Genomic DNA, 21,123 nt, shown 5'->3' with positions numbered 1-21,123 from the left:
CAGCGCCCCGCCGTGGTCGTCCCGGTGAGGTACGGGCCGACCCGGGTCCGCAGCACCGCCAGGGCGAACGCCCAGGGCAGCACCAGCGCGGCGGCGAGGTCGAACCAGCCGCCCTGCGGCGGCGTCCGCAGCACCCACAGGATCGCCGCGTGGCTGAGCACGACAGCGATGCCGCACGCCGCGAGCCGGCCGACCACCCGCGCGGCCCCGGCCCCGACGTGCCCGTCCAGCGCCTCGGCGAGCCGGACCAGGCCGCCGCTGATCAGCACGGCGGTCAGCACGCCCAGCACGGGCCGGCCGAAGTCGCCCGCCTTCACGTCCAGCGGGGTGCTCAGCCCGCTGGCCACCAGCGCCACGCCGAGCGCGACCATCGCCGCCGCCACCCCGGCCGGGATCCGTGCCCGGAACCGGCGCAGCAGCCGCCCGGCGAGCACGAAGACCAGGCAGGCCGGGACCAGGAACACCCCGAGCGGGCCGGCCGTGACCGCGTCGGGCGCCAGGTGGGCGGCGACCAGCCCGCCCAGGGCCACCGCCCAGGTGACCGCCGCCGGGAAGCGCTCCAGCCAGCGGTACGCGACCGCGATCAGGAACAGCACCGAGACGAACCAGAACGCCGAGAACGGCCGCACGGCCGCGCTGCCGCCGTAGAGCGCGGACCCGAACGCGCCGTCCGCCGCCTCCCCGGTCGCCGCGTCGGCGACGGCCAGCGCCATGAACAGCAGCACGAACCACGTCACGTACGGCACGCCGAGGGTGCGCCAGCGCTTGCGCAACTCGCCGCCGAGCGGGCGGCCGGGCGTCCAGAAGTAGCCGGTGAGCAGGAAGAACAGCGGCACGTGCCAGGTGTAGACGGTCGCCCGGGTGACGCTGTCGCTCCACACGTGACCGACGACCACGGCGGCGATCCCGACGACCCGAAGGAGATCGACCCCCGCGGATCGGGTGCCCACCGGTGCCGCGGTGCTGGTTGCCGACATGGCGCGCATCATCGCAGACGTGGCCGGCCCGTCCGGCCCACCCCTGGCCCGGGGCCCCCGTACCTCGGGCATCGCATAACCTTGCCCGCGACGAGCAGGCCGACCGGGGTGGAGGTGCGAGCGTGTCCGGTCTCCGCGTCCCGGTGCGACGCCTACGGTCGATGCCGCGCCCGGCGTGGGCCGCCGTGGCGGTCGTCGGCCTGCTCCTGGCCTCGGTCGCCGTGCTGGTCTGGCCGGCGTCGAGGTCGGGGGAGCCGCCCGCCGCCTGGTCCGCCCCGGACGGCTCGCGGACGGCCCCGGCGGTCGCCCCGGTGGACGCCACGAGCTGCGCGGCCAACGCGGCGGGCATGACGGGCTTCGTCCCCGTCGCCGCGCTCGACCTGCCGGCCCGCGCCGACTGGCGCGACCGCCCGCCCGCGTACGCCTTCGACCGCACCGCCGAGGTGGCCCGGGGCTTCGACCGGGTCGGCTACTGCCTGGAGCTGACCGGGCCGGCGGGCCCGCAATGGGTGTGGACGGCGATGGAGGCGTTCACCGCCGACGCCCGCCGCCTCGGCCCCTCCGGCCGGGGCGGCCCGATCGTCCGGCAGCGGGTCAACGACGTGGAGGTCGCCACCAACGTCCCCGGCCTGAGCACCGGCACCGGCCTCCCCGGCTACCTGGAGATGTGGCCCAACTCGTACGGCCCGGGCAGCTCCGGGCAGGTCGCCGGGGCGTCCGGCGACCGGTTCGACGCCGACGACGACGTGTACCCGGCCGTGGCGTACGGCTCGTTCCAGGTGCACCTGGTCGGTGCCACCCGGCCGTCCCCGGTCGCGCCGCAGACCGTGCTGGCCGTCAACGGCTTCACCTCGAACGCCGCGCCGCTGTCGCTCGGCATCGGCACCGCGCCCGGCGACCGTCCCGACTGGACGTTCGCCGCCAACGCGGCCGGGTTCAGCCAGCGGCGGCTGACCGTGTACGCCCGGCCGTCGGTGCTCACCGTCGACCAGCACCCCGCCGACCGCCAGCTCTACCCCCGCGACGCCGGCGACGGCGCGACGGTCACCGTCTCCGGTACGGTCACCGACCGCCGGGTCACCGCCGTGCAGCTCAAGGTCACCAGCGGCGCGGACGGCTGGGAGGAGACCGCGCCGGCCGCCGTGGGGCGGTCCTTCGCCCTGCGTCGCCGGATCACCGCCGGGCTGCGGGAGTACCGGGTCGAGCTGCGCGCGCTCGGCGACGGGGTGACCCGCCGGGTCGGCCTGTGGGAGGGCGTGGTGGCCGGCGACGTCTACGTCGTCCAGGGCCAGTCCAACGCCGTGGCCGGCGGGCAGCAGGGCTCGTCGGCGGGGGACGAGTCCCGCTTCCTGCGCAGCTACGGCTCGCCCGTGGCGGACCGTGCCCTCTCCGCCGCCGACCGGAGCTGGCACTACGCCGTCGGCGACCCGGCCCGGCAGCCGGGCTCGGTCGGCCAGTGGGCGATCCGGGCGGCGCACCGCCTCATGGACACCTACCAGGTCCCCGTGGCGGTGGTCAACGGCGCCGAGAACGGCCGGCAGATCGGCCACTTCCAGCGCCGCGACGCCGCCCCCGACGACCTCGGCACCAACTACGGGCGGCTGCGGCAGCGGCTCCGGGCGGCCGGGGTGATCGGCCACGTCCGCGCCGTCCTGTGGTACCAGGGCGAGGCCGACGACAACCGCGCCGACACCCACGTGGCCGGGTTCACGGCGCTGCTGCGGGACTGGCGCGCGGAGTTGGGGGCCGACGTGGACCGGGGCACCCGGTACTACGTCTTCCAGGTCCGCACCTCCCCGTGCGGCGACAGCCGCGCCGGGGAGCTGCGCGAGGCGCAGCGCCGGATGGGCGACACGCTCGGGGTGACCCTGCTCTCCACCAACGGCCTCTCCGGGCAGGTCGGCTGCCACTTCGCCTGGGAGGGGGGCTACCGCGAGCTGGGCGACCACGTCTTCGCGGTCCTGGCCCGGGACCTCCACGGCGGGCCGGGCGCGGGCGTCGCCCCGCCCAATCCCCGCTCCGCCGCCTTCGGCGACGCCGCCCGCACCGAGCTGGTCGTCCAGCTCCGCGGCGACGACCCGCTGAGGGTGGACCCCGGCGTCGCCGCCGACTTCCGCCTCGCGGGCACCACCGCCACGGTCGTCGGGGTCGCCTACCGGGAGGGCGGCCGGCTGGTCCTCACCCTCTCCGGCCCGGCGGGCGCCGCCACGGCGGTGAGCTACCTGGGCCGGGCCGGGGCGGGGCCGGCGATCGTCAACCCCACCGGCGCCGGGCTGCTGACCTTCGCCGACCTGCCGATCAGCCCCGGCCCGTGACGGCGGCGTCCACCGGCCCCCTGGCGGGCGGCCGGTGCGCCGGCGTCAGCCACGACCGGGTCAGCATCAGCGCCAACAGGATCCAGGACAGGCCGTCGACGGAGAGCGGGTTCCACACCACCTCGGTGAACGAGTAGACGAGCAGGAGCACGACCGGGGCCTTCGCGGTGAACGCCCGCCCGTCGCCGACCCGGCCGTGCAGCAGCGCCGTGGCCCACAGCGCCCAGACCGCCAGCGCGACGAAGCCGCCGGCGAAGACGACGAGCACGTACCCGGAGTGGAAGAAGTGCGTCGGCGCGTCCCCGGCGTCCTGCAACCGGTACCACTTCGAGACGCCGACCCCGGTGGCCTCGGACCCGGCGAGGTACTCCCGGGCGGTGACCCAGATGTTGCCCCGGTTGCTCAGCGTCGTGCGCGACGCGGTCCACATCAGGTACGTGGCCGCGCCGACCGACGCCAGCACCAGCGCCACGCAGCCCGCCAGGTGGATGCGGTCGTACCGGCGACGCCGTTCCAGCAGGAAGCTGCCGAGCAGCCAGGCGCCGGCGGCGGCGAGCGCCAGGTAGCTGGTGCGGGAGCCCGTCGCCACGATGATCAGCAGACAGAAGGCCGCCGCCGCCGCCAGCTCGACGCGGCGCAGCGCGCAGACGGCGGCGACCAGGGTGAACGACGCGATCAGCGCGACGTAGTTCTCGGAGTCGAAGAAGCTCTTGAACAGCGCCCCCGCCATCGAGCACTTCTCCAGCTTCCCGGCGGTGCAGGCCCGCCAGGCGGCCGACCCCGAGAGGGCCGTCGGGATCGTCAGCACCGCCAGCACGGCCAGCCCCAGGTACGCCGTGGCCCGCGTGGTCAGCGCCGCCCGGCCGGCCAGCAGCGCCCCGGCGAGCAGTAGCAGCCCCGCCGCCGCGTACGCCACCAGCCGTGACCCGTAGAGCCCCGGGCCCGTGAGGACGTCCACGCTCACGCACCAGACCAGCAGCACGGCGGCCGCCGCCCAGGCGACCCGCAGCCACCGGTCGTCCGGCCCGCGCAGGCCCCGGCCGCCCCGCAGGTCGCGGCGGCCCGACCAGAGCACCCAGGCGAGCAGGCATGCCACGAGCAGCCCGATGAGCGCCGAGCTGCGCTCCCCGGCCAGCGCCGGTGCGGCGTTCGCGCCGACCGCGAACGCGACCAGCGCGACGGCGGTCGGCGCGCCGCCGAACGCGGCGGCGATCCTCCCCCGCGTGACCAGCAGCCACCCGGCCACCGCCAGGCCGCCGACCGTCAGCAGGACTCCGAAGAGCGTGACCAACTCAATCCCTTTCTCTGGTCGGCGCGGGGTGCGGCGTGACGGCAGGCCCCGGACGATCGCGGCGGACGGCGGCGGCGAGTAGCCCCCAGAGCAGCGCGGCGAGGAGCGCGTCGCAGACCAGGCTGGACACGACGGCGCCCTGCCAGCCGTACGCGGGGATCAGCCACACGTTCAGCCCCGCGTTGACGACGCCGACGGCGATCTGGCAGACCGTACGCCGTCCCTGCAACCGGCTGCCCGACAGGGTGTCGGCGGCCAGGTAGTGCAGCGACTTCAGCACCAGCAGCGCGGCGAGGCCCTGCAACGCGGCCGTTGCCGCCCCGTACTCCGGGCCGAAGACCAGCGGCATCATCGGGGCGCAGGCGACCAGCAGCAGGGCCGCCGGGACGCTGAACACCAGGTACTTCGGCAGCAGCGCGCGGGTCAGCCGCAGCGCCGCCCGGGGGCCGGCCCGGCCCGCCTCGAAGAACCGGGGGTAGGCGACCGCCGCCATCGACCGGGCCGGCGTGTACGCGAAGTCCACCACCCGGTACGCCGCCGCGTAGACGGCCGCGCCCTCCGGGCTGCCCAGCCGGGACAGCATCACCTTGTCGAGATCGTTGTAGACGGTCTGCGCCGACAGCCCGACGGCGAACAGCATCCCCGCCCGGGCCTGCGCGAACGCGCCGCGCAGCCCCACCGGCAGGCGGCCCGGGCCGCGCGCCCCGTAGAGGAGCACCAGCAGGCAGACGACCCCGGAGACGGCGGCGGCCGTCACCGCCCAGGCGCGCAGCGTCAGCGGCCCCGCCACGGCCAGCGCCAGGACCACCGCCGCGACCAGCCGGCAGACGTGCAGCAGGGCGGGGATCAGCGAGGCCGCGAAGACCCGGCCCCGGGCCTGGACCGAGGCCGCCACGACCTCGACGAGCCGCCAGGCCACCAGGTCCGCCACGGCCAGCGCGGCGACGTCCACCAGGGAGACCTGGCCGCCCCAGACGGCCACCCCCGCCGCGCTCACCAGCACCGACGCGCCCGCGCCGAAGACGGCCGTCAGCACCAGGCCCCGGGCGAGGTGCGCGCGCCACCGCTCCGGCGCGTCCGCGTAGTTCTGGAAAATCAGGCTGGGCGCGCCGGCCGACGCGAACGGCGACACCACCGCCACGAGCGCGGTGACGCCGACGAAGAGCCCGTACGCCTCGATCGGCATCTCCCGGGCCAGCAGCACGAAGAGCACGCCCTGGGCGAGGGTGCGCAGCAGCGTGCCGACCAGGAACGTGCCGGAGCGGCGCAGGAAGCCGTCGCCCCGGCGGCGGCCCGCCGGGGCGGCCTGCGCCCGGTCGACGGCGCTGTCGGCGACGGTCACCGGGCCAGCTCCCGCATCCACCGGCGGCTCACCACGGCAGGGTCGAGGGCCGCCGCGCGGGCCTCCCACGCCCGCGCGAAGTCGTCCGGGCCGGGCCGGGCCTCCCCGGTCAGCCGCCGCACCGTCTCGGCCAGCGCCGCCGGGCCCGGCTCCGCCGCCAGCGCGCCCGGCACCAGGGCCGGGATCAGCTCGTCCAGCGCGGGCACCGGCAGGGCGGCCACCGGCAGCCCCGCCTCGGCCGCCTCGACGAGGCTGAACCCGAACGTCTCCGCCCGGGACGGGTGCACGAGCAGGTCCGCCTCGGCGAGCAGCCCGGCCACCCCCGGAATCCGGCCCAGGAACGTCGCCCGGTGCGCCACGCCCAGTTCCCGCGCCCGGGCCTCGAGCAGCGCCCGCTCCTCGCCGTCCCCGGCCAGCGACAGCCGGTACGTCTCCGGCAGCAGCGCCAGCGCCTCCAGCGCGCAGAGGTGGTTCTTGTACGGCCGGAACGCGGCCGTGGTGACCAGGTGGATCCGCCCCGGGTCGGCCACCGGGCGGGGCGCGACGTACGGGACCACCGGGAGGGGATTGGTGATGGTGACGACGGACTGCCCGGGGGCGAGCCGCCGCACGGTCCGCGCGACCCCCTCGGATACGGCCACGACGAGGCGGGGGCGCAGCGCGCCGACCCGGCCCGCCCGCGCCAGCGCCCGCACCCGCCGGTCGATCTCCAACCGGGCCGGCAGCAGCGAGTGCTCCCACGCCACGAAGTCGCGGCCGGTGCCCGCGAGCGCGGCGCCGACGGGCACCGCCCCCCACAGCCCGCTGGCCACCACCTCCACCCCGGCCGGCAGGGCGCGCAGCCGCCGGCGCAGCGGCGGCACGGCCTCCACCAGCCGGGTGATGCGGGTGCCCAGGCCCAGGTGGTCGATGTCCAGGTCGTCCAGGCCGGGCGGGACGGCCCGGGACAGCACGGTCGCGGAGACCTCGACGCCCTGCGCCCGCAGCCCGCGCATCAGCAGCACGGCCGCCCGCTCCATGCCGTAGAGGGGGGCCAACTGCGGCAGGACGAAGTGCAGGCGCATCAGCGGGCCCCGCCGGCCGGCCGCGCGGCGGGACGGGAGGCGGCGCGGGAGCGGCGCATGGCGAGCCTTTCCAGGGTGGACCGGGGCACGAGGCCCAGCGCGGCGATGGTGGCGTTGGGCGCCGACGGCGGCGAGTTGCGCCGGATGGCGCGCACCAGCTCGCGCGCGCCCGCCCAGTCGCGGGCCTGGAGCGCGTACCGCAGGGTCTGGGCGGCGACGAAGTCGGCGAACGTCTCCGGCGCCCACACCCCCTCCCACCGGCTCGCCCACTGCCATGACGTGCGCCAGTCGGCGCCCGCCGAGATGGACCCGGGGCTGCCCACGGTGTAGACGGTGGTGGCCTCCGGCACCTGCGCGATCCGCGTGCCGGGCAGGCGGGCCGCCCGGACCAGCCAGTCCCAGTCCTGGTGGCGGGGGAGGGTCTCGTCCCACGGGCAGGCGATGGCGAGCGCCCGGGTGGTCAGCAGCGTCGAGGTGGCCAGCGACTGGCGGCCGACGCCGAGGCGGCGGCGGCGGAACAGGTAGTCCTCCGGCCGGGCGTCCGCGCCGATCAGCTCGGTGGGCGTCGCCGTCGGCAGCGGCTCCGCGCCGGCCTTGCGTTGGAGGATCCGCGACGACACGATCGGCTGCCAGCCGTCGGCGGCCAGCCGCTCCAGGACGGGGAGCTGGACCGCCAGCTTGGTCGGCAGCCAGGCGTCGTCGTCGTCCAGGAACGCCACGTGGCTGCCGGGCGCGGCGTGGGCGACCCCGAGGTTGCGCGCGTACGAGCCACGCCGGCCGCCCCCGGTGCACACCACCTCGTCGATCTGACCGCGCAACGCGTCCACGGTCGCCGGCACCTCGGCCAGGTCGCAGACGACCACGACGCGCACGGAGACCCCCCGCTGCGCCCGCGCCGACAGCACCGCCTCGGCGAGGCTGGGCCTGCCCGTCGTCGGGATCACGACCGAAACGTCCGTCAACGCCCACCCCCACGGAAGACCTCCGCCACGGTGCGCAGCAGCACCTTGGCGTCCAGCCACAGCGACCAGTTCTCGATGTAGTAGTTGTCGAAGCGCGCCCGGTCGGAGATCGGAGTGTCCCCGCGCAGCCCGCTGACCTGCGCCAGCCCGGTGAGCCCGACCGGCGCCCGGTGGCGCATGGAGTAGGTGGGGTACTCGGCGGAGAACTTCTCCACGAAGTGCGGGCGCTCCGGGCGCGGCCCCACCACGCTCATGTCGCCGCGCAGGATGTTCCACAACTGCGGCAGCTCGTCCAGGGACGTCCGGCGCATGAACCGCCCGATCGGGCCCACCCGCCGGTCGTGCGCGATCGACCAGTTCGTCTGCGACTCGTGCTCGTCCACCGGCCGCATCGAGCGGAACTTGACGATGTGGAACGGCTTGCCGTGCCGGCCGATCCGCTCCTGGTGGAAGAAGATGCCCCGCCCGCCGTCGAGGAACGTCGCGACGGCGCAGAGCAGCAGCACCGGGCTCAGCGCCAGCAGCGCCACCGAGGCGAAGGCGATGTCCGACGCGCGCTTGAGCGCCCACCGGGGGCCGGAGAGGGTGACGTCGCCGACCTTGACGATCGGGATCGCCCCGATGTGGTCGCCGGAGGAGCGCGAGCCCCAGAGCGCGGGCACCGCCCAGAGGTCGCATTCCGCGTTGCCCGGCCGGCGCAGGATCTCCATCAGCACCGGCTCCGGGCACTCCGGGTCGGCGATGAGCAGCACCTCGCACTCGACCATCGCCACGAGCTTGTCGAGCTGGTCGAGCGTGCCGATCAGCGGGTGCGCGCTGGGCGCGGGCCGCGTCCGGGCGTCGACGCAACCGACGAAGCGCAGCCCGTACTGGGGGTAGCGGCGCAGCAGGCGGGCCAGCTCCACCGCCGTCGGCCCGCTGCCGATCACGATCGCGTTGTGCTCCACCCAGCGGCGCTTGCGCGCGACGATCGCGAACTCGCGGGTCGCCGCGCGGCCGACGAGGACCAGCCCGGCGGCGAGGCCCACCCCACGGACGAAGCCCAGCACGTACTCGGCCGACTCGTGGCGCAGGGCGGCGACGATGGCCACGATGGCGCCGCAGGCCAGCAGCCGGCCGAAGAGGCTGGGCAGCTCGTCGAGGAAGCTGACGTGCCGGCGGGCCCGGTACAGGCCGCCCGCCGCGAAGAACACGACGGTCAGCCCGGCCATCACCAGCGTCCCGCGCCAGTACTGGTGGGTGAGCGCCAGCGGCACGAGCAGGGCGACGACGTCCACCGGAGCGGTCATCATCCAGGCCCGCAGCCACCGGGTGCGCCGGGAGGCGCGCGACCCCGCGTACGGCAGCACCGCCGTGGTGTCCAGGCCGGGGACGCCCGGCCGCTCGCCGTCGGCACGGGCGGCGGGGACCCGCGGCCCGTGGCCGGGGCCCTGCGCTGTCACCGGTGCGTCCCGCGGCGCGACCGTGGCATGGTCACCCGTCGCCGATTGACCTGACATGTCGGTCCTTCCCCCGTGGCCGCCACGGCAGGTTGGTCCGCGGGGGCGCACGAAGGATACGAGCGCGACGGGTGCGTCACCAGGGCCGACAGGACAGAACGACGTCCTACTTCCTGGCGGCGTCGAGGATCTCCGGCACCGCGTCCCGGCGTACCGCGTCGTAGAAGGTCTTCGCCCTGGCGGTGTCGGCGAAGACGACGCTCTCGCTGCCCATCCTCCCCGTGCCCCGCGTCGGGCTGGTGAAGAAGACCAGGTTCCGACCGCGCAGCCCGCGCAGGTCCGTCGCCATGTCCACCAGGGACATCTCCCTGTCGACGGAGACGGCCGCCGAGGTCGCCTTGACGAAGTCGTTGAGCCGACCCGGGCTGGTGAGGATGCCGCCGGAGGCGGCCTTGTCCAGGATCGCCTTGATGACCTGCTGCTGGTGGCGGATCCGGGCGAAGTCGCCGTCCGGGAACTGCTTGCGCTGCCGGGCGTAGTCCAGGGCGGTCTCGCCGTCCATCGTCTGCGTCCCCTGCCGGAACGTGCGGAACGGCGGGTGGATGGAGGTGAAGGTCTTCTCCGCGGTGATGTCGACGCCGCCGAGGGCGTCGATGATCTCCGTGAAGCCGGCGAAGTCGACCACCGCCACGTGGTCGACGCGAACCTGGGTGAACTCCTCGACGGTCTGCACCATCAGCGGGATGCCACCCCACGCGTACGCGGCGTTGATCTTGGCGTCCCGGCCGCCCTGCCCGTCCTTCGACCGGGGGACGCGCACCCACGTGTCCCGGGGAATCGAGACGAGCTGCGCGCTCTTCCGGTCCTTCGGCAGGTGGGCCAGGATGATCGTGTCGGTCCGCGAGCCGGCGGTCCCGTCCGGGTCCCGGGAGTCGCTGCCCAGGATCATGATGTTCATCGCGTCCCCGGCCACCACCGGCGGCCGGTTCTCCCGCGGCACCTCCGCGAAGGCGTCCACCCGCTCGATGTCCTTCTCCACCGAGCGCAGGTAGAACGCCGCCGCCCCGACGCCGCCCGCCCCGAGCAGGGCGACCACCAGCAGCGTGACGAGCACGATCCGGCGGGCCCGGCGACGTGGCCGTCGGGGCCGCTCCACGTCGGGGGCAGCGTCCACCGGGCCGGGCGGCGTGAAGCCGGCGAGCTGTTGGCGTTCAGGCATGCCGGGCATGCTACTGACTCGACGCCGAGCCGGTCCGCCCGTCCACCCTCCGGCGGGCGAGAGCCCCCCACACGTCGCCCGGAACTGGTACAACCCTCCCGTGTACGCGACGAAGCTGAGGCGGGCCATCGCCCACACCCGGCTCGCCCCGGTCGCCGCCTTCCCCAAGCGGCTCGCCCGGTGAGGCTCGCGGCCCTGCACACGTACCCGGTCAAGGGCTGCCACCGCCTCGACCACGACGCCGCCCGCGTCGAGCCGTGGGGCCTGGCCGGCGATCGGCGCTGGATGGTGGTCGACGCCGACGGCGTCGGCGTCACCCAGCGGGAGACCACCGCGCTGGCCCGGCTGCGGGTCGAGCCCCGCGACGGCGGCCTGCTGCTGCGCGCCGCCGACCGGCCCGACCTCCCCGTCGCCGCCCCGGCAGACACGCCGCCGCTGCCCGTGCGGGTGTTCCGCAACCGGCTCCCGGTCCCCGCGCTGCCCGCCGGCCCGGCCGCCGATGACTGGCTCACCGCCCTGCTCGGCCGCCCGGTCCGCCTCGTCCACCTGGCCCGGCCCACCCGGCACCAGGCCCCCGGCACGCGCGCCCACGACACCGGCGACCAGGTCAGCTTCGCCGACGACTACCCCCTGCTGCTGGCCGTCGCCGCCTCCCTCGACGCGCTCAACGGCTGGCTCGCCGAGGCCGGCGAGGCACCCCTGCCGATGGCCCGGTTCCGGCCCAACCTGGTCGTGGCGGGCGCGCCCGCCTGGGCCGAGGACGGCTGGGCCGGCCGGCGGCTGCGGATCGGCTCCGCCCGGTTTCGCGCCGCCGGGGGCTGTGGCCGCTGCGTGGTCACCACCACCGACCAGGAGACGGGGGTACGCGGCAGGGAACCGCTGCGCACCCTCGGCCGGCACCGCAACATCGGCGGGGAACTCCTGTTCGGGCTGCACCTCGTGCCGGAGGGGCCGGGCACGGTGCGCGTCGGCGACCCGGTGGAGGTGCCGTCCCAGCCCGGGCCCGGCCCGTCCGCCTGGCCCGGCCCGTCCGCCTGGCCCGGCCCGTCCGCCTGGCCCGGCCCGTCCGCCTGGCCCGGCCCGTCCGCCTGGCCCGGCCCGTCCGCCTGGCCCGGCTCGTCCGGCTAGCCCGGCTCGCCCGGCGTGTTGCCGGCGGTCAGGTCGAGCCACATGAGCACCTCGTCCCGGTCGTCGCCCGGGGCGACCCGCAACGCGCCCGGCAGCCGGCCCACCTCCCGGTACCCGAGCCGCGCGTAGAACCGCTCCAGCCCCAGCCCGTCCCGCACGGTGACGTGCAGCGCCTCCCGCCCCGCCTTCCGGCCGAGCCGCTCCGCCTCGCGCATCAGCGCCGCGCCGTACCCGAGGCCCTGGGTGTCGGGGTGCACCATCACGCGCTTCAGCACGCACCAGTGCGCCTTGAGGTCGAACCGGTTGTCTGCGAAGATCAGCACGGCCACGGGACGCCCGCCGTCGTACCCGACGAGCAGCCGGTCCGGGCCGTCGGCGACGCCGGCGAAGGCCGCCTCCGCGACGGGACGGACGTCGGCGGCGGTGACGGGTGCGACGAAGCCGACCGCCCCGCCGGCGTTGGTGACGTCGACCCAGAGGGAGACGATCTGTTCCCGCAGGTCGGCGGTGAGGTCAGGGTCGAGGACGAAGCGCAGGCTCACCCGACCATCCTGCCGTCGCGCCGCCTGGCCGGACCCGCGATCGTGACACGCCCGACAACCGGCCACCGGTGCCGCCGGTGGGCGGTGCGTCCGACACCTGGCCGGGGAAGGTTTCGGACGGGGTGGAAGTGGGGCCGGCGGGATTCGAACCCGCACTGGTACGGACCTAAACCGCATGCCTCCTGCCGTTGGGCTACGGCCCCTTGATCGTGTACACCGTCATCTTCCACGACCACTGAGGCGACCAACGTAGGCGCCTGCCGATCGGGAAGCCGGTTGGTGTCACGGCCTTCGGATCGTAGACCACGTCGGGCGTGACGGCCGCCGGCCGGCGGGCCCCGGCGTACGTGGCGGTCTGGCTGTGGCAGTTGGGGCAGAGCAGGCGCAGGTTGCGCGGCCGGTTGTCCAGGAAGTCACCGTTGATGTGGTCGACGTGCAGGGTGAGGGCCGCCCCCTGCCACACAGGGCCGATGCCGCACGCCTCGCACTCCTCCGGCAGCCCGATGAACGCCAGTGCCCGTTTCAGGCGAGCCCCCGCCACCCGTCGCGCCCCCTCGGGCCGTCGGGTCAGGAGCGCCGACGCGGGCACCCGGGGCCCTACCCCGCGCTTGCCCCGGTTGTGTGCTTGCCCGGTGAAGTGCGAGGTGTCGATGCCGAAGCGCTTGAGCTGGCGGCTGATATGGGCGTGCGAGCCCCCGCTGACGCGCACGCCCAGCAGCCGCATCACCTCGGTGACGCTGTGGGCCTGCGCCGCTGCGGCGGTTAGCTTCTCCACGGTGTGCTTGTAGGGGGCCACACGCGCACCGTAGCGGGGCGGGGTGACAGTCTCAGTCCAGCCCGAGGTCGCGGCGCAGCTTGGCGACGTGCCCGGTGGCCCTGACGTTGTACAGCGCCCGCTCGACCTTCCCGTCCGGGTCGATGACGAAGGTGGACCGGATCACCCCGGTCACCGTCCGGCCGTACGACTGCTTCTCGCCGTACGCGCCGTACGCGGTCAGCACCGCCTTGTCGGCGTCGGCGACGAGGGGGAACGTGATGGCGTCCCGCTCGCGGAACTTCGCCAGCTTCTCCGGCTTGTCCGGGGAGATGCCGACCACCTCGTAGCCCGCAGCCCTGAGCGAGTCGAGCGAGTCGCGGAAGTCGCACGCCTGCTTGGTGCAGCCGGGGGTCATGGCGGCGGGGTAGGCGTACAGGATCACCGTCCGGCCGCGCAGGTCGGCCAGGGACAGCGTCTCCCCGGTGTCGGTCGGCAGGGTGAAGTCGGGCGCGGGGTCGCCGGGCTGGAGGCGGGCGGGCGAGGTCATGGCCGCAACCCTACCGCCGGAGCCCCGCCCGGCAGCTCGCCGACATGGCGGTGACGCGCGCACGGGGACCGCCCCGGTTCGCCGACATGGAGTCACGCGCTGTTGCAAGCCATTGGCAAGAAGGCATCGATGGAAATAGGCTGATCCCCGTCGGCGTGGGCCCGCCCGCCGCGTCCCGGGAGGTCGCGTGGAAACCCTGGCGATGCACATCTCGAACGGGATCATCGACGGCCCCGTGGCCGCCGTCTTCGCCGCGTTCGCGCTGGTCGTGCTGGCCCTCTGCGTGCTGCGCGGCCGGCGCGACCTGGACGACCGGCTGGCCCCGATGGCCGGGCTCGTCGCCGCGTTCATCTTCGCCGTCCAGATGCTCAACTTTCCCCTCCTCACCGCCGGGGTCAGCGGCCACCTGCTCGGCGGCGCGCTCGCCGCGCTGCTGGTCGGCCCGTGGATCGGCGCGCTCTGCGTGGCGGTCGTGCTGGTCGTGCAGGCCCTGGTCTTCGGCGACGGCGGGGTGGCGATGCTCGGGCTCAACATCACCAACATGGCCGTGTTCGGCACCGCGGCGGCGTACCTGCTGATCGCGCTCCTGCTGCGGGTGCTGCCCCGCACCCCGGCCGGCCTCGGCGTGACCGCCTTCGTCTCGGCGCTGGTCAGCGTCGTGGTCGCCGCGATGGGCTTCGTCGTGCAGTACTGGCTGGGCGGCACCACCGACCTCGGCGGGAACCTGGGCGGCCTGGCCGGCACCATGGCCGGGGTCCACCTGCTGATCGGCGTCGGCGAGGGGCTGATCACCGCGACCACGGTGGTCACCGTCGCGAAGGTGCGCCCCGACCTGGTGTACGCGCTGCGCGCCCTCAAGCCGGTCGCGCCGGCTCCCGCCGTCCCGGTCGCCGGGGGTGCCCGGTGAGCAGGCGCGGCTGGGGGTTCTTCGTCGGCGGCCTGTTGGTCGCCCTGCTGCTGGCCGGCGTGGTGAGCAACTACGCCTCGTCGCATCCCGACGGGCTGGACTCGTCGCTGCGCGAGGGCTGCACCGTCGACGCCGAGGGGGAGATCACCGGCGGCAGCTGCCCGGCGCAGCGGGAGCGGGACCACGAGTTGGGCGACAGCCCGCTGGCCGACTACGGCGTCCGGGGCGTCGACAACGACTTCCTCTCCACCGGCCTGTCCGGCGTGCTCGGCGTGCTGCTGACCTTCGCCGTGGGCGGGGGCGTCTGCTGGCTGCTGCGCCGCCGCGACCCGCAGCCGACGACCGGGGCTGCGAGGGGCGACGCGTTCGGGGACGCGAGGAGCGGCGCGGCCGGGGACGGGACCGGCGGTGGCCCGGCGGCCGACGATCCGGTGACCGGCCGCCGGGCGGCGTCCGGGGCGGGCGGCGGCGGGCCGGCCTCCGGCGGGGCGCGCGCCGTAGACGGCCGGTAGGCGGTCCGGCGATGGGGGCCGGCCACGCCCACGTGCTCTACCGGGAGTCGGCCTCCCCGGTGCACCGCCTCCCGCCGGAGGTGAAACTCGCCGCGATGGTGCTGTTCACCCTCGCGGTGGTGGCCACCCCGCGCGCGGCGTTCTGGGCCTTCGGCGGGTACGCGCTGCTGGTCGCGGCGGTCGCCACGCTGGCCCGGGTGGGGCCGGGCTGGCTGCTGAGCCGGGCGGCGATCGAGCTGCCGTTCGTGCTGTTCGCGTTCGCGCTGCCGTTCCTCGGCGCGGGGGAGCGGGTCGAGGTGGCGGGGGTGGCCCTCTCCGTCGACGGGCTGCTCGGCGGCTGGAACATCGTCGCGAAGGGCACCCTCGGCGTACTGGCGTCGCTGCTGCTGGCGGCGACCACGACGACCCGGGACCTGATCGTCGGCCTGGACCGACTGCGCTGCCCCCAGGTGGTCACCCAGATCGCCACCTTCATGCTGCGCTACCTGGACGTGCTGGTCGGCGAGGCCCGCCGGATGCGGGTGGCGCGGATCTCCCGGGGCGACGACCCGCGTTTCCTGTGGCAGTTGCGTGGCTTCGCCGCCGGGGTGGGCTCGCTGTTCCTGCGCGCCTTCGAGCGCGGCGAGCGGGTCTACCTGGCGATGCTGTCGCGCGGCTACTCCGGCCGGATGCCGGCGGTCTGGCAGGGCGCGGGCGCGGCCACCGCCGGGCAGTGGCTGGCCGGGGCGGCGGTCCCGCTGGTCGCGGTCGCCATCGCCGCGACCGCCGTCGTCCTGACATGATCCGTACGTGCAGACCCCCACCCCCTCCCTCGACGTGCGCGGCCTGCGGTACGCGTACCCCGACGGGCACCTCGCCCTGGCCGGGGTGGACCTGACGGTGCCGCGCGGCGGGCGGGTGGCGCTGCTCGGGCCGAACGGCGCGGGCAAGACCACCCTGGTGCTGCACCTCAACGGCGTCCTCACGGCGACCGGGGGGACGGTGAGCGTCGGCGGGCTGACCGTCGACCGCGACCGGGCCACCCTCGCGGAGGTCCGCCGGCGCGTCGGGATCGTCTTCCAGGACCCGGACGACCAGCTCTTCCTGCCCACCGTCGCCGAGGACGTGGCGTTCGGCCCGGCCAACCTGGGGCTGCGCGGGGCGGAGCTGGTGGCCCGGGTGGACGAGGCGCTGGCGGCGGTGGGGATGGGCGAGCACCGGGACCGGGCCCCGCACCACCTGTCGTTCGGGCAGCGCCGCCGGGTGGCGGTGGCCACCGTGCTGGCGATGCGCCCGGAGATCCTGGTGCTCGACGAGCCCTCGTCGAACCTGGACCCGGCGGCCCGCCGGGAGCTGGCCGAGATCCTGCGCGGCCTGCCGGTGACGCTGCTGATGGTCACCCACGACCTGCCGTACGCGCTGGAGCTCTGCGACCGCTCGGTGATCCTCGACGCCGGCCGCATCGTCGCCGACGCCCCCACCCGGGAGCTGCTGGCCGATCGGGAGCTGCTGGCGGCGCACCGCCTGGAACTGCCCTACGGCTTCGCGGCCCGCTAGGTCTCCGGGTGGGGGCCCGGTCAGGTCGCCGCCTCGTCACCCTTGGGCGACTGCGGCGAGCCCGCACCTCGGCGTGCCGGCCCTAGATGGAGGCGAACGACGAGGTGCGGTCGTTCCAGCCGACGGCTTCGAGGTAGTGGTTGAATCCGCCGTACGGGATGAACAGCGTCGAGCCGCCGTAGTAGGTGTGGTCGTAGAGGACGGTGGCGGTGGTGCCGTACGGGGAGTTCTTCACCGAGGACGTCTCGTCGTTCCAGTTGCTGGGCCAGAAGCACCCGTACACGTGGGTCAGCCGCTGATAGCCGTAGTTCTTCTCCAGGAAGAGCGAACAGCCGCCGAAGTCCATGTGTTCGAAGATGATGCTTCCGCTCGTGTCCCACACGTTGGCGGAGACCCCGTCCCCGCCGGGGCCGACGAGCCGCCAGCCGGCGCCGGGGGTGTTCGGGTCGGCGTGCTTCGACGGTGTCGCCAGGGCGTGCGCGGGGCCACCCCGCGAGGACACGAACTTCTCGAGCGCGTCGCGGCTGGTGAACGCGTGCAGCCGCCCCTGGGCACCCTTGCCGTCCGGGAAGTAGGCCATGTGCAGGACGTAGCCGTCGTAGTCGCGGATCGCCTCGCCCGGCACGTCCCTGCCGTCGATCGTCAGCGGCACCTTGGGGACGCGGTGGATCGCCGCGGCGTCACGGGCGGCCGACGCGGTCTGCGGCCCGTAGGCCATCGCGGGAACCGGACGGGCTCCGGCGACACCCAGGGCGAGCAGCGCCACGGCCAGCATCCCGGCCGACAGCCGTCGGAGGCGCCACCCGGGGCTGCTGCCGGCGGTCCTGCGATTGCGGGTCGTTCTCATGGATCTCCACCCCTTTCGAGGGACGGCCGCGACGCACCTGGCGCGCCCCGGGCAGGGGCGTGGTCCACACTGACGAATGCCCAGGTCGTCCGGCCAATGGTTGGGTCGCGGAGCGGGGCGTTGCGGAACGCCGCCGCTGCCTACCGGACCGGGTGGGCCGCCGCTGGGACAGCCCTCGTCCTGAAGCGGGCACGCCGGTGACGGTGCGGGCGACGGCGACGCCCAGGAACCGGGGTGGCGCCGGGATGCCCTCTACCGCAGGCAGGCATGTGGCCAGGTTAGGAAGGCGCCCGGCTGTCCGGCCGTATCCCGGACACCACGACCAGCATGCCGGCCGACAGGGCGACCGGCAGGGTGGCCGGGTGCCCCGCTGCCGTCGCACACCGGCCGCGCCCGGGTGCCCCGCTAGGCGGCGCTGCTCTCCCGGGTCGCGTGGAGGTCGGCGGGGGTGGGGGCGGGGCGGGCGTGGGCGGCGGCGCGCAGGCGCAGGATGCCGGCGGCGGTGGCGCCCGCCCCGGCGGCCAGGATCAGGGTGAGCAGGGCGCGGGCCACGCCACCGGGCCAGGGCAGCGGGGGCACCGAGCGGCTGAGGACGCCCAGGTTTCCGACGCCGACGAGCAGGACGAGGCACGCCCCGGCCAGCGCCACCGCGAAGTCGGCACCCGGGCGGCGGGCCAGCGCGTACCCGCCCGCCGCGACCGCGCCGAGGCCGGTGAGCAGCGCCCACACCTGGCCGGTGAGCAGGCCGGCGAGCACCTCGCCGAGCCCGGTGGAGCCCGCGTCCAGCTCCCGGCCGACGGTGAACGCGAGAGCGGCTACCCCGCCGGCGAGCAGCACCGCGCCGACCCCGGCGAGCGCGCGCGCTCCGGCGGCGGTGCCGCCGGCCAGCAGACCGGCCGCGCCGACGGCCAGGAAGCCGAGCGTGATCGCCACCCACCACGGGTACGGGTCGGGCGGCGGCACCCAGTCGAGGCTGCCCCGGACCTCCACCGGCTCGGCCCCGTCGCGCAGCGGCACCGCCCAGTCGCGGACCCGCTGCTCGGTGTCCGGGTCGGCCCGGACCCGGGCGGGCGGGTCGGGCTCCTGCCACAGGGTGCGCCGGTCGTGCCAGCGGGCCGTCGACCCGTCGTCGACCCGCCGCCAGTCGGGGGCGGCGGCCGGGTTCGCCCGGTCGGGCAGGGCGGTGTCCCCGGCGACGGTCCGGTTCAGGTACGTGGCCGGGGAGCGGCTGTTCTCGTACACGCCGTCGGGGCCGATCCGCAGGTACGGCTCGCCGTGGTAGCCGATCACCTCGACGGGACGCCCGGTGCGGTTGACCAGCTCCAGCCGCGCCCCGGCCTCGATCACGCGGGCGGTCAGGCCGGCGCGGGTCGGGGCGAGCCCGGTCACCTCGGCCCGGTAGTCGGTGCCGTCGGGGGCCTCCCCGCCGTGCGCGGCGGCCGGCGCGGCGGTGGCGAGGACGGTGATCAGCGCGGCGGCGGCGAGCGCCCCGGCCCGGCGCAGCGGCCGGGCCCACCGGGGCGGGGCGGACGGGAGGAGGCTCACCTGCCGGCCGCCTCGACGGCGGCCGTGATGCCCGCCGGGCTGCGGTCGGCGACCTCCTTGCCGTCGATCTTCACCGTGGGGGTGCCGGTGACGCCGGCCTTGCTCGCCGCCTCGGTGACGTGCTCGGTCCACGGTTCGTACGTGCCGTCGGAGACGCAGGAGCCGAAGTCGTTCCGGTCCAGCCCGACCCCGGCGGCGATGTCGACCAGTTCGGCGTTGCTCAGCCCCGCGCCGCCCTCCGGCGGCTGCCGCTGGAACAGCGCCTCGGCGTACTCGCGGAACTTGCCGCCCTGGGCCGCGCAGCCGGAGGCGGCGGCGGAGCGGGTGGAGTAACTGGTGGTCGAGAAGCGGTTCAGGTAGGCGACCGGGTGGAAGACCACCCGGGCCTTGCCCTCGGCGACGAGCTGGTTGATCGTCGCGCCGCTGGCCTGCTGGAACTGGGCGCAGGCCGGGCAGAGGAAGTCCTCGTACAGCTCGATGGTGACGGGCCCGGCGCCGTACACGACGCCGGTGCCGGCCCCGACCGCGCCCGGCGGCGGGGTGAAGTTGTCGGAGCGCTGGCTGGACCAGAAGGCCCAGCCGATGCCCCCGGCGATCACCAGCACGGCGACCGCCGCCAGCGACGTCCAGAGGGTCCGCTTCCGCCGGCGCTCCCGCGCGAGCTGCTGGCGGACCACCCGGGCGGCGTCCTTCTGCCCCTTGCGGCTACTCATCGTCGTCCTCCACGGGTGCGCCCGCGAGCCAGCCGTCCACGGAGACGGCGGTGCGGGGCCAGATCAGCAGGAATCCGGCCAGCGCCAGGAATCCCAGGTCCCGGAGGAGCTCCGGGAGGTAGCTCGGGGACTGCCCGGCGGCGAGCTGCCCGCCGTCGCCGAAGCAGCCGCAGTCGATGGCCAGGCCGCGCGCCCAGGCCGAGGCGATGCCGGCGACGAAGACCAGCAGCAGCGCCGCCGAGACCCCGGCGGCCAGCCGGGTGGCCAGCCCGATCAGCAGCAGCAGCCCGAGGGCCAGCTCCACGAAGGGCAGCGCCGCGCCGACCACGGTCGCGACGTCGTACGGCATCACCTGGTACGCGTTGACGGCGCGGCCGGAGGCGGCCAGGTCACCGACCTTGGCGCCCCCGGCGAACAGCCACACGGCGGCCAGCCCCAGCCGGACGGCGACGCCGAGCCAGGGGCGTGCGGCGGGCCAGCGGGCGGCGACCCCGGCGCTCGGTGCGGTCACGATCATTGGTCGCCTCCCGGCCGACGGAAGTTCCCGGTGGGCCGGCGAGAGCCCCCGGTGGTCGGGCGGGAGTGCCCGGTCATCGGGCGAGCGCGTCGCCGACCGCCTCGACCAGGTCGCCGCGGGCGCGGGCCACCCGGGAGCGGATGGTGCCGACGGGCACCCCCTCCACGGCGGCGGCCTCGGCGTACGACAGGCCGAGGAGCTGGGTGAGCACGAACGCCGCCCGCCGCTCGGCGGGGAGCCGGCGCACCAGGTCGGTGACGCCGAGCCCGCCGGCGGGGTCGGGGTGCGGGCGGTCGGTGTGGGCCTGGGTGACCAGCCGCTCGGCGAGCCGCCGCCGGCGGACCACCGTGCGCAGGTGGTCGGCGCAGGTCCGCCGGGCGATGCCGAGCAGCCAGGTGCGGGCGGTGGACCGGGCCTCGAAGCCGGGCAGCGCCCGGAACGCCCGCAGGTACGTCTCTTGGGTGAGGTCGTCGGCGCTGTCGGGGTCGACGAGCGCGGCGGTGAACCGCCACACCTCGCCCTGGGTGGCCCGGACGAAGGCCGCCTGGGCGACCGGGTCGCCGTCGCGGGCGGCCAGCGCCCACTCGGTCGACGCGTCCCGTCCGTCCCCGGTTGACGTGTGCCGTCCGTGCCCGCCCGGGGTGTCCCGTCCGTCCCTGCCCGGGGTGTGCCGGGCAGCGGCGGTGACCGCGTCGGTCGGGCCGACGGCGGTGGGGTCGCGCGGGACGGGGATCACGACAGACCAGGTTACGCGGCGTGGTGGGGGTGGGCAGAGTCATTCGGCCCTTCATGGCGTGGGCCACTCGGGAACTTTTTCCACGCCCCCGCCGACTATTCCCGCATGACACGCGACCCCCGCCCGAGCCATCTTCATGGAGGGGCGGCTCCGCCGTCGTGGCCCGGCGTGGGCGAGGGGGGCGACGTGCGGGCGGGCTCGGGTCGCCGAGCGGCCCCCTCGTCGGT

The 21,123-nt window shown here is 75.8% G+C and carries 20 protein-coding genes, 1 tRNA gene and 1 pseudogene; 6 read left to right on the top strand and 16 right to left on the bottom strand.

The features are described from left to right. On the bottom strand, positions 1-977 hold a 977-nt coding region (locus LPU43_RS07465), incomplete at its 3' end, for an acyltransferase family protein (protein WP_229399514.1). A 122-nt stretch (positions 978-1,099) separates the two neighbouring features. Here LPU43_RS07465 and LPU43_RS07460 point away from each other — a divergent pair. Continuing rightward, positions 1,100-3,292, top strand: a complete 2,193-nt coding sequence (locus LPU43_RS07460) for a sialate O-acetylesterase (RefSeq protein WP_229399513.1) — start codon at positions 1,100-1,102, stop codon at positions 3,290-3,292. Here LPU43_RS07460 and LPU43_RS07455 read toward each other — a convergent pair. The 6 genes from LPU43_RS07455 to LPU43_RS07430 all read right to left on the bottom strand — a co-directional run bounded on the left by LPU43_RS07455 (position 3,276) and on the right by LPU43_RS07430 (position 10,618). After that, positions 3,276-4,583: an O-antigen ligase family protein gene (locus LPU43_RS07455; protein ID WP_229399512.1), complete on the bottom strand. Its 1,308-nt coding sequence runs from the start codon at positions 4,581-4,583 to the stop codon at positions 3,276-3,278. The two genes, LPU43_RS07460 and LPU43_RS07455, sit on opposite strands and share 17 nt — an antisense overlap. A gap of 1 nt (position 4,584) precedes the next feature. Then, the gene (locus LPU43_RS07450) at positions 4,585-5,925 is read right to left on the bottom strand and encodes a lipopolysaccharide biosynthesis protein (RefSeq protein ID WP_229399511.1); all 1,341 of its coding nucleotides are present in this window, start codon (positions 5,923-5,925) and stop codon (positions 4,585-4,587) included. Beyond that, positions 5,922-6,989 carry a glycosyltransferase gene (locus LPU43_RS07445; protein ID WP_229399510.1) on the bottom strand — a complete coding sequence of 356 codons (1,068 nt, stop codon included), beginning with the start codon at positions 6,987-6,989 and terminating at the stop codon, positions 5,922-5,924. The genes LPU43_RS07450 and LPU43_RS07445 overlap by 4 nt, the downstream gene beginning before the upstream one ends. Beyond that, positions 6,989-7,933: a glycosyltransferase gene (locus tag LPU43_RS07440; RefSeq protein ID WP_229399509.1), complete on the bottom strand. Its 945-nt coding sequence runs from the start codon at positions 7,931-7,933 to the stop codon at positions 6,989-6,991. Before LPU43_RS07440 ends, LPU43_RS07445 begins: the two co-directional genes overlap by 1 nt. Positions 7,934-7,947: 14 nt before the next feature. Beyond that, positions 7,948-9,393: a sugar transferase gene (locus LPU43_RS07435; RefSeq protein WP_444543568.1), complete on the bottom strand. Its 1,446-nt coding sequence runs from the start codon at positions 9,391-9,393 to the stop codon at positions 7,948-7,950. 163 nt (positions 9,394-9,556) lie between these two features. Continuing rightward, entirely contained in the window at positions 9,557-10,618 is a 1,062-nt protein-coding gene (locus tag LPU43_RS07430) for an LCP family protein (protein WP_444543567.1), read from the bottom strand. A 171-nt stretch (positions 10,619-10,789) separates the two neighbouring features. On the opposite strand from LPU43_RS07430, the pseudogene LPU43_RS07425 reads away from it, so the two are divergent. After that, positions 10,790-11,590: pseudogene (locus LPU43_RS07425) on the top strand (MOSC domain-containing protein); the annotation flags it as partial. A gap of 143 nt (positions 11,591-11,733) precedes the next feature. On the opposite strand, the gene LPU43_RS07420 reads toward LPU43_RS07425, so the two are convergent. The 4 genes from LPU43_RS07420 to bcp form a co-directional block, all read right to left on the bottom strand. Continuing rightward, on the bottom strand, positions 11,734-12,279 hold the full coding sequence (locus tag LPU43_RS07420) for a GNAT family N-acetyltransferase (RefSeq protein WP_229399506.1): 546 nt from the start codon (positions 12,277-12,279) through the stop codon (positions 11,734-11,736). 129 nt (positions 12,280-12,408) lie between these two features. After that, a tRNA-Leu gene (locus LPU43_RS07415) sits at positions 12,409-12,482 on the bottom strand. Further along, positions 12,473-13,075, bottom strand: a complete 603-nt coding sequence (locus LPU43_RS07410; protein WP_229399505.1) for an HNH endonuclease signature motif containing protein — start codon at positions 13,073-13,075, stop codon at positions 12,473-12,475. The genes LPU43_RS07415 and LPU43_RS07410 overlap by 10 nt, the downstream gene beginning before the upstream one ends. A 31-nt stretch (positions 13,076-13,106) precedes the next feature. Beyond that, positions 13,107-13,583, bottom strand: coding sequence for a thioredoxin-dependent thiol peroxidase (gene bcp, locus LPU43_RS07405; protein ID WP_229399504.1), 477 nt, complete (start codon positions 13,581-13,583; stop codon positions 13,107-13,109). 187 nt (positions 13,584-13,770) lie between these two features. Here bcp and LPU43_RS07400 point away from each other — a divergent pair, with 187 nt between their 5' ends. The 4 genes from LPU43_RS07400 to LPU43_RS07385 are packed head-to-tail and all read left to right on the top strand — an operon-like array spanning position 13,771 to position 16,538. Further along, positions 13,771-14,490: an energy-coupling factor ABC transporter permease gene (locus LPU43_RS07400; RefSeq protein WP_229399503.1), complete on the top strand. Its 720-nt coding sequence runs from the start codon at positions 13,771-13,773 to the stop codon at positions 14,488-14,490. After that, the gene (locus LPU43_RS28890) at positions 14,487-15,002 is read left to right on the top strand and encodes a PDGLE domain-containing protein (protein WP_373321671.1); all 516 of its coding nucleotides are present in this window, start codon (positions 14,487-14,489) and stop codon (positions 15,000-15,002) included. Before LPU43_RS07400 ends, LPU43_RS28890 begins: the two co-directional genes overlap by 4 nt. Positions 15,003-15,013: 11 nt before the next feature. Next, positions 15,014-15,784 carry a cobalt ECF transporter T component CbiQ gene (gene cbiQ, locus LPU43_RS07390; RefSeq protein WP_229399502.1) on the top strand — a complete coding sequence of 257 codons (771 nt, stop codon included), beginning with the start codon at positions 15,014-15,016 and terminating at the stop codon, positions 15,782-15,784. Positions 15,785-15,791: 7 nt separating this feature from the next. Continuing rightward, positions 15,792-16,538: an energy-coupling factor ABC transporter ATP-binding protein gene (locus LPU43_RS07385; RefSeq protein WP_229399501.1), complete on the top strand. Its 747-nt coding sequence runs from the start codon at positions 15,792-15,794 to the stop codon at positions 16,536-16,538. Between the two features lie 82 nt (positions 16,539-16,620). On the opposite strand, the gene LPU43_RS07380 is transcribed toward LPU43_RS07385, so the two are convergent. The 5 genes from LPU43_RS07380 to LPU43_RS07360 form a co-directional block, all read right to left on the bottom strand. Further along, positions 16,621-17,385: a beta/gamma crystallin family protein gene (locus tag LPU43_RS07380; protein WP_229399500.1), complete on the bottom strand. Its 765-nt coding sequence runs from the start codon at positions 17,383-17,385 to the stop codon at positions 16,621-16,623. Positions 17,386-17,790: 405 nt separating this feature from the next. Next, the gene (locus LPU43_RS07375) at positions 17,791-18,930 is read right to left on the bottom strand and encodes a hypothetical protein (RefSeq protein WP_229399499.1); all 1,140 of its coding nucleotides are present in this window, start codon (positions 18,928-18,930) and stop codon (positions 17,791-17,793) included. Further along, positions 18,927-19,643, bottom strand: a complete 717-nt coding sequence (locus LPU43_RS07370; RefSeq protein WP_229399498.1) for a DsbA family protein — start codon at positions 19,641-19,643, stop codon at positions 18,927-18,929. The genes LPU43_RS07375 and LPU43_RS07370 overlap by 4 nt, the downstream gene beginning before the upstream one ends. Beyond that, positions 19,636-20,160 carry a MauE/DoxX family redox-associated membrane protein gene (locus tag LPU43_RS07365; protein WP_229399497.1) on the bottom strand — a complete coding sequence of 175 codons (525 nt, stop codon included), beginning with the start codon at positions 20,158-20,160 and terminating at the stop codon, positions 19,636-19,638. The genes LPU43_RS07370 and LPU43_RS07365 overlap by 8 nt, the downstream gene beginning before the upstream one ends. 73 nt (positions 20,161-20,233) lie before the next feature. Beyond that, positions 20,234-20,896, bottom strand: a complete 663-nt coding sequence (locus LPU43_RS07360) for a sigma-70 family RNA polymerase sigma factor (protein ID WP_373321670.1) — start codon at positions 20,894-20,896, stop codon at positions 20,234-20,236. Positions 20,897-21,123 lie beyond the last annotated feature (227 nt).

This window comes from Micromonospora okii, from assembly GCF_020884795.1.
Lineage (GTDB): Bacteria > Actinomycetota > Actinomycetes > Mycobacteriales > Micromonosporaceae > Micromonospora > Micromonospora okii.
This window is presented reverse-complemented; position numbering and strand designations above follow the sequence as displayed.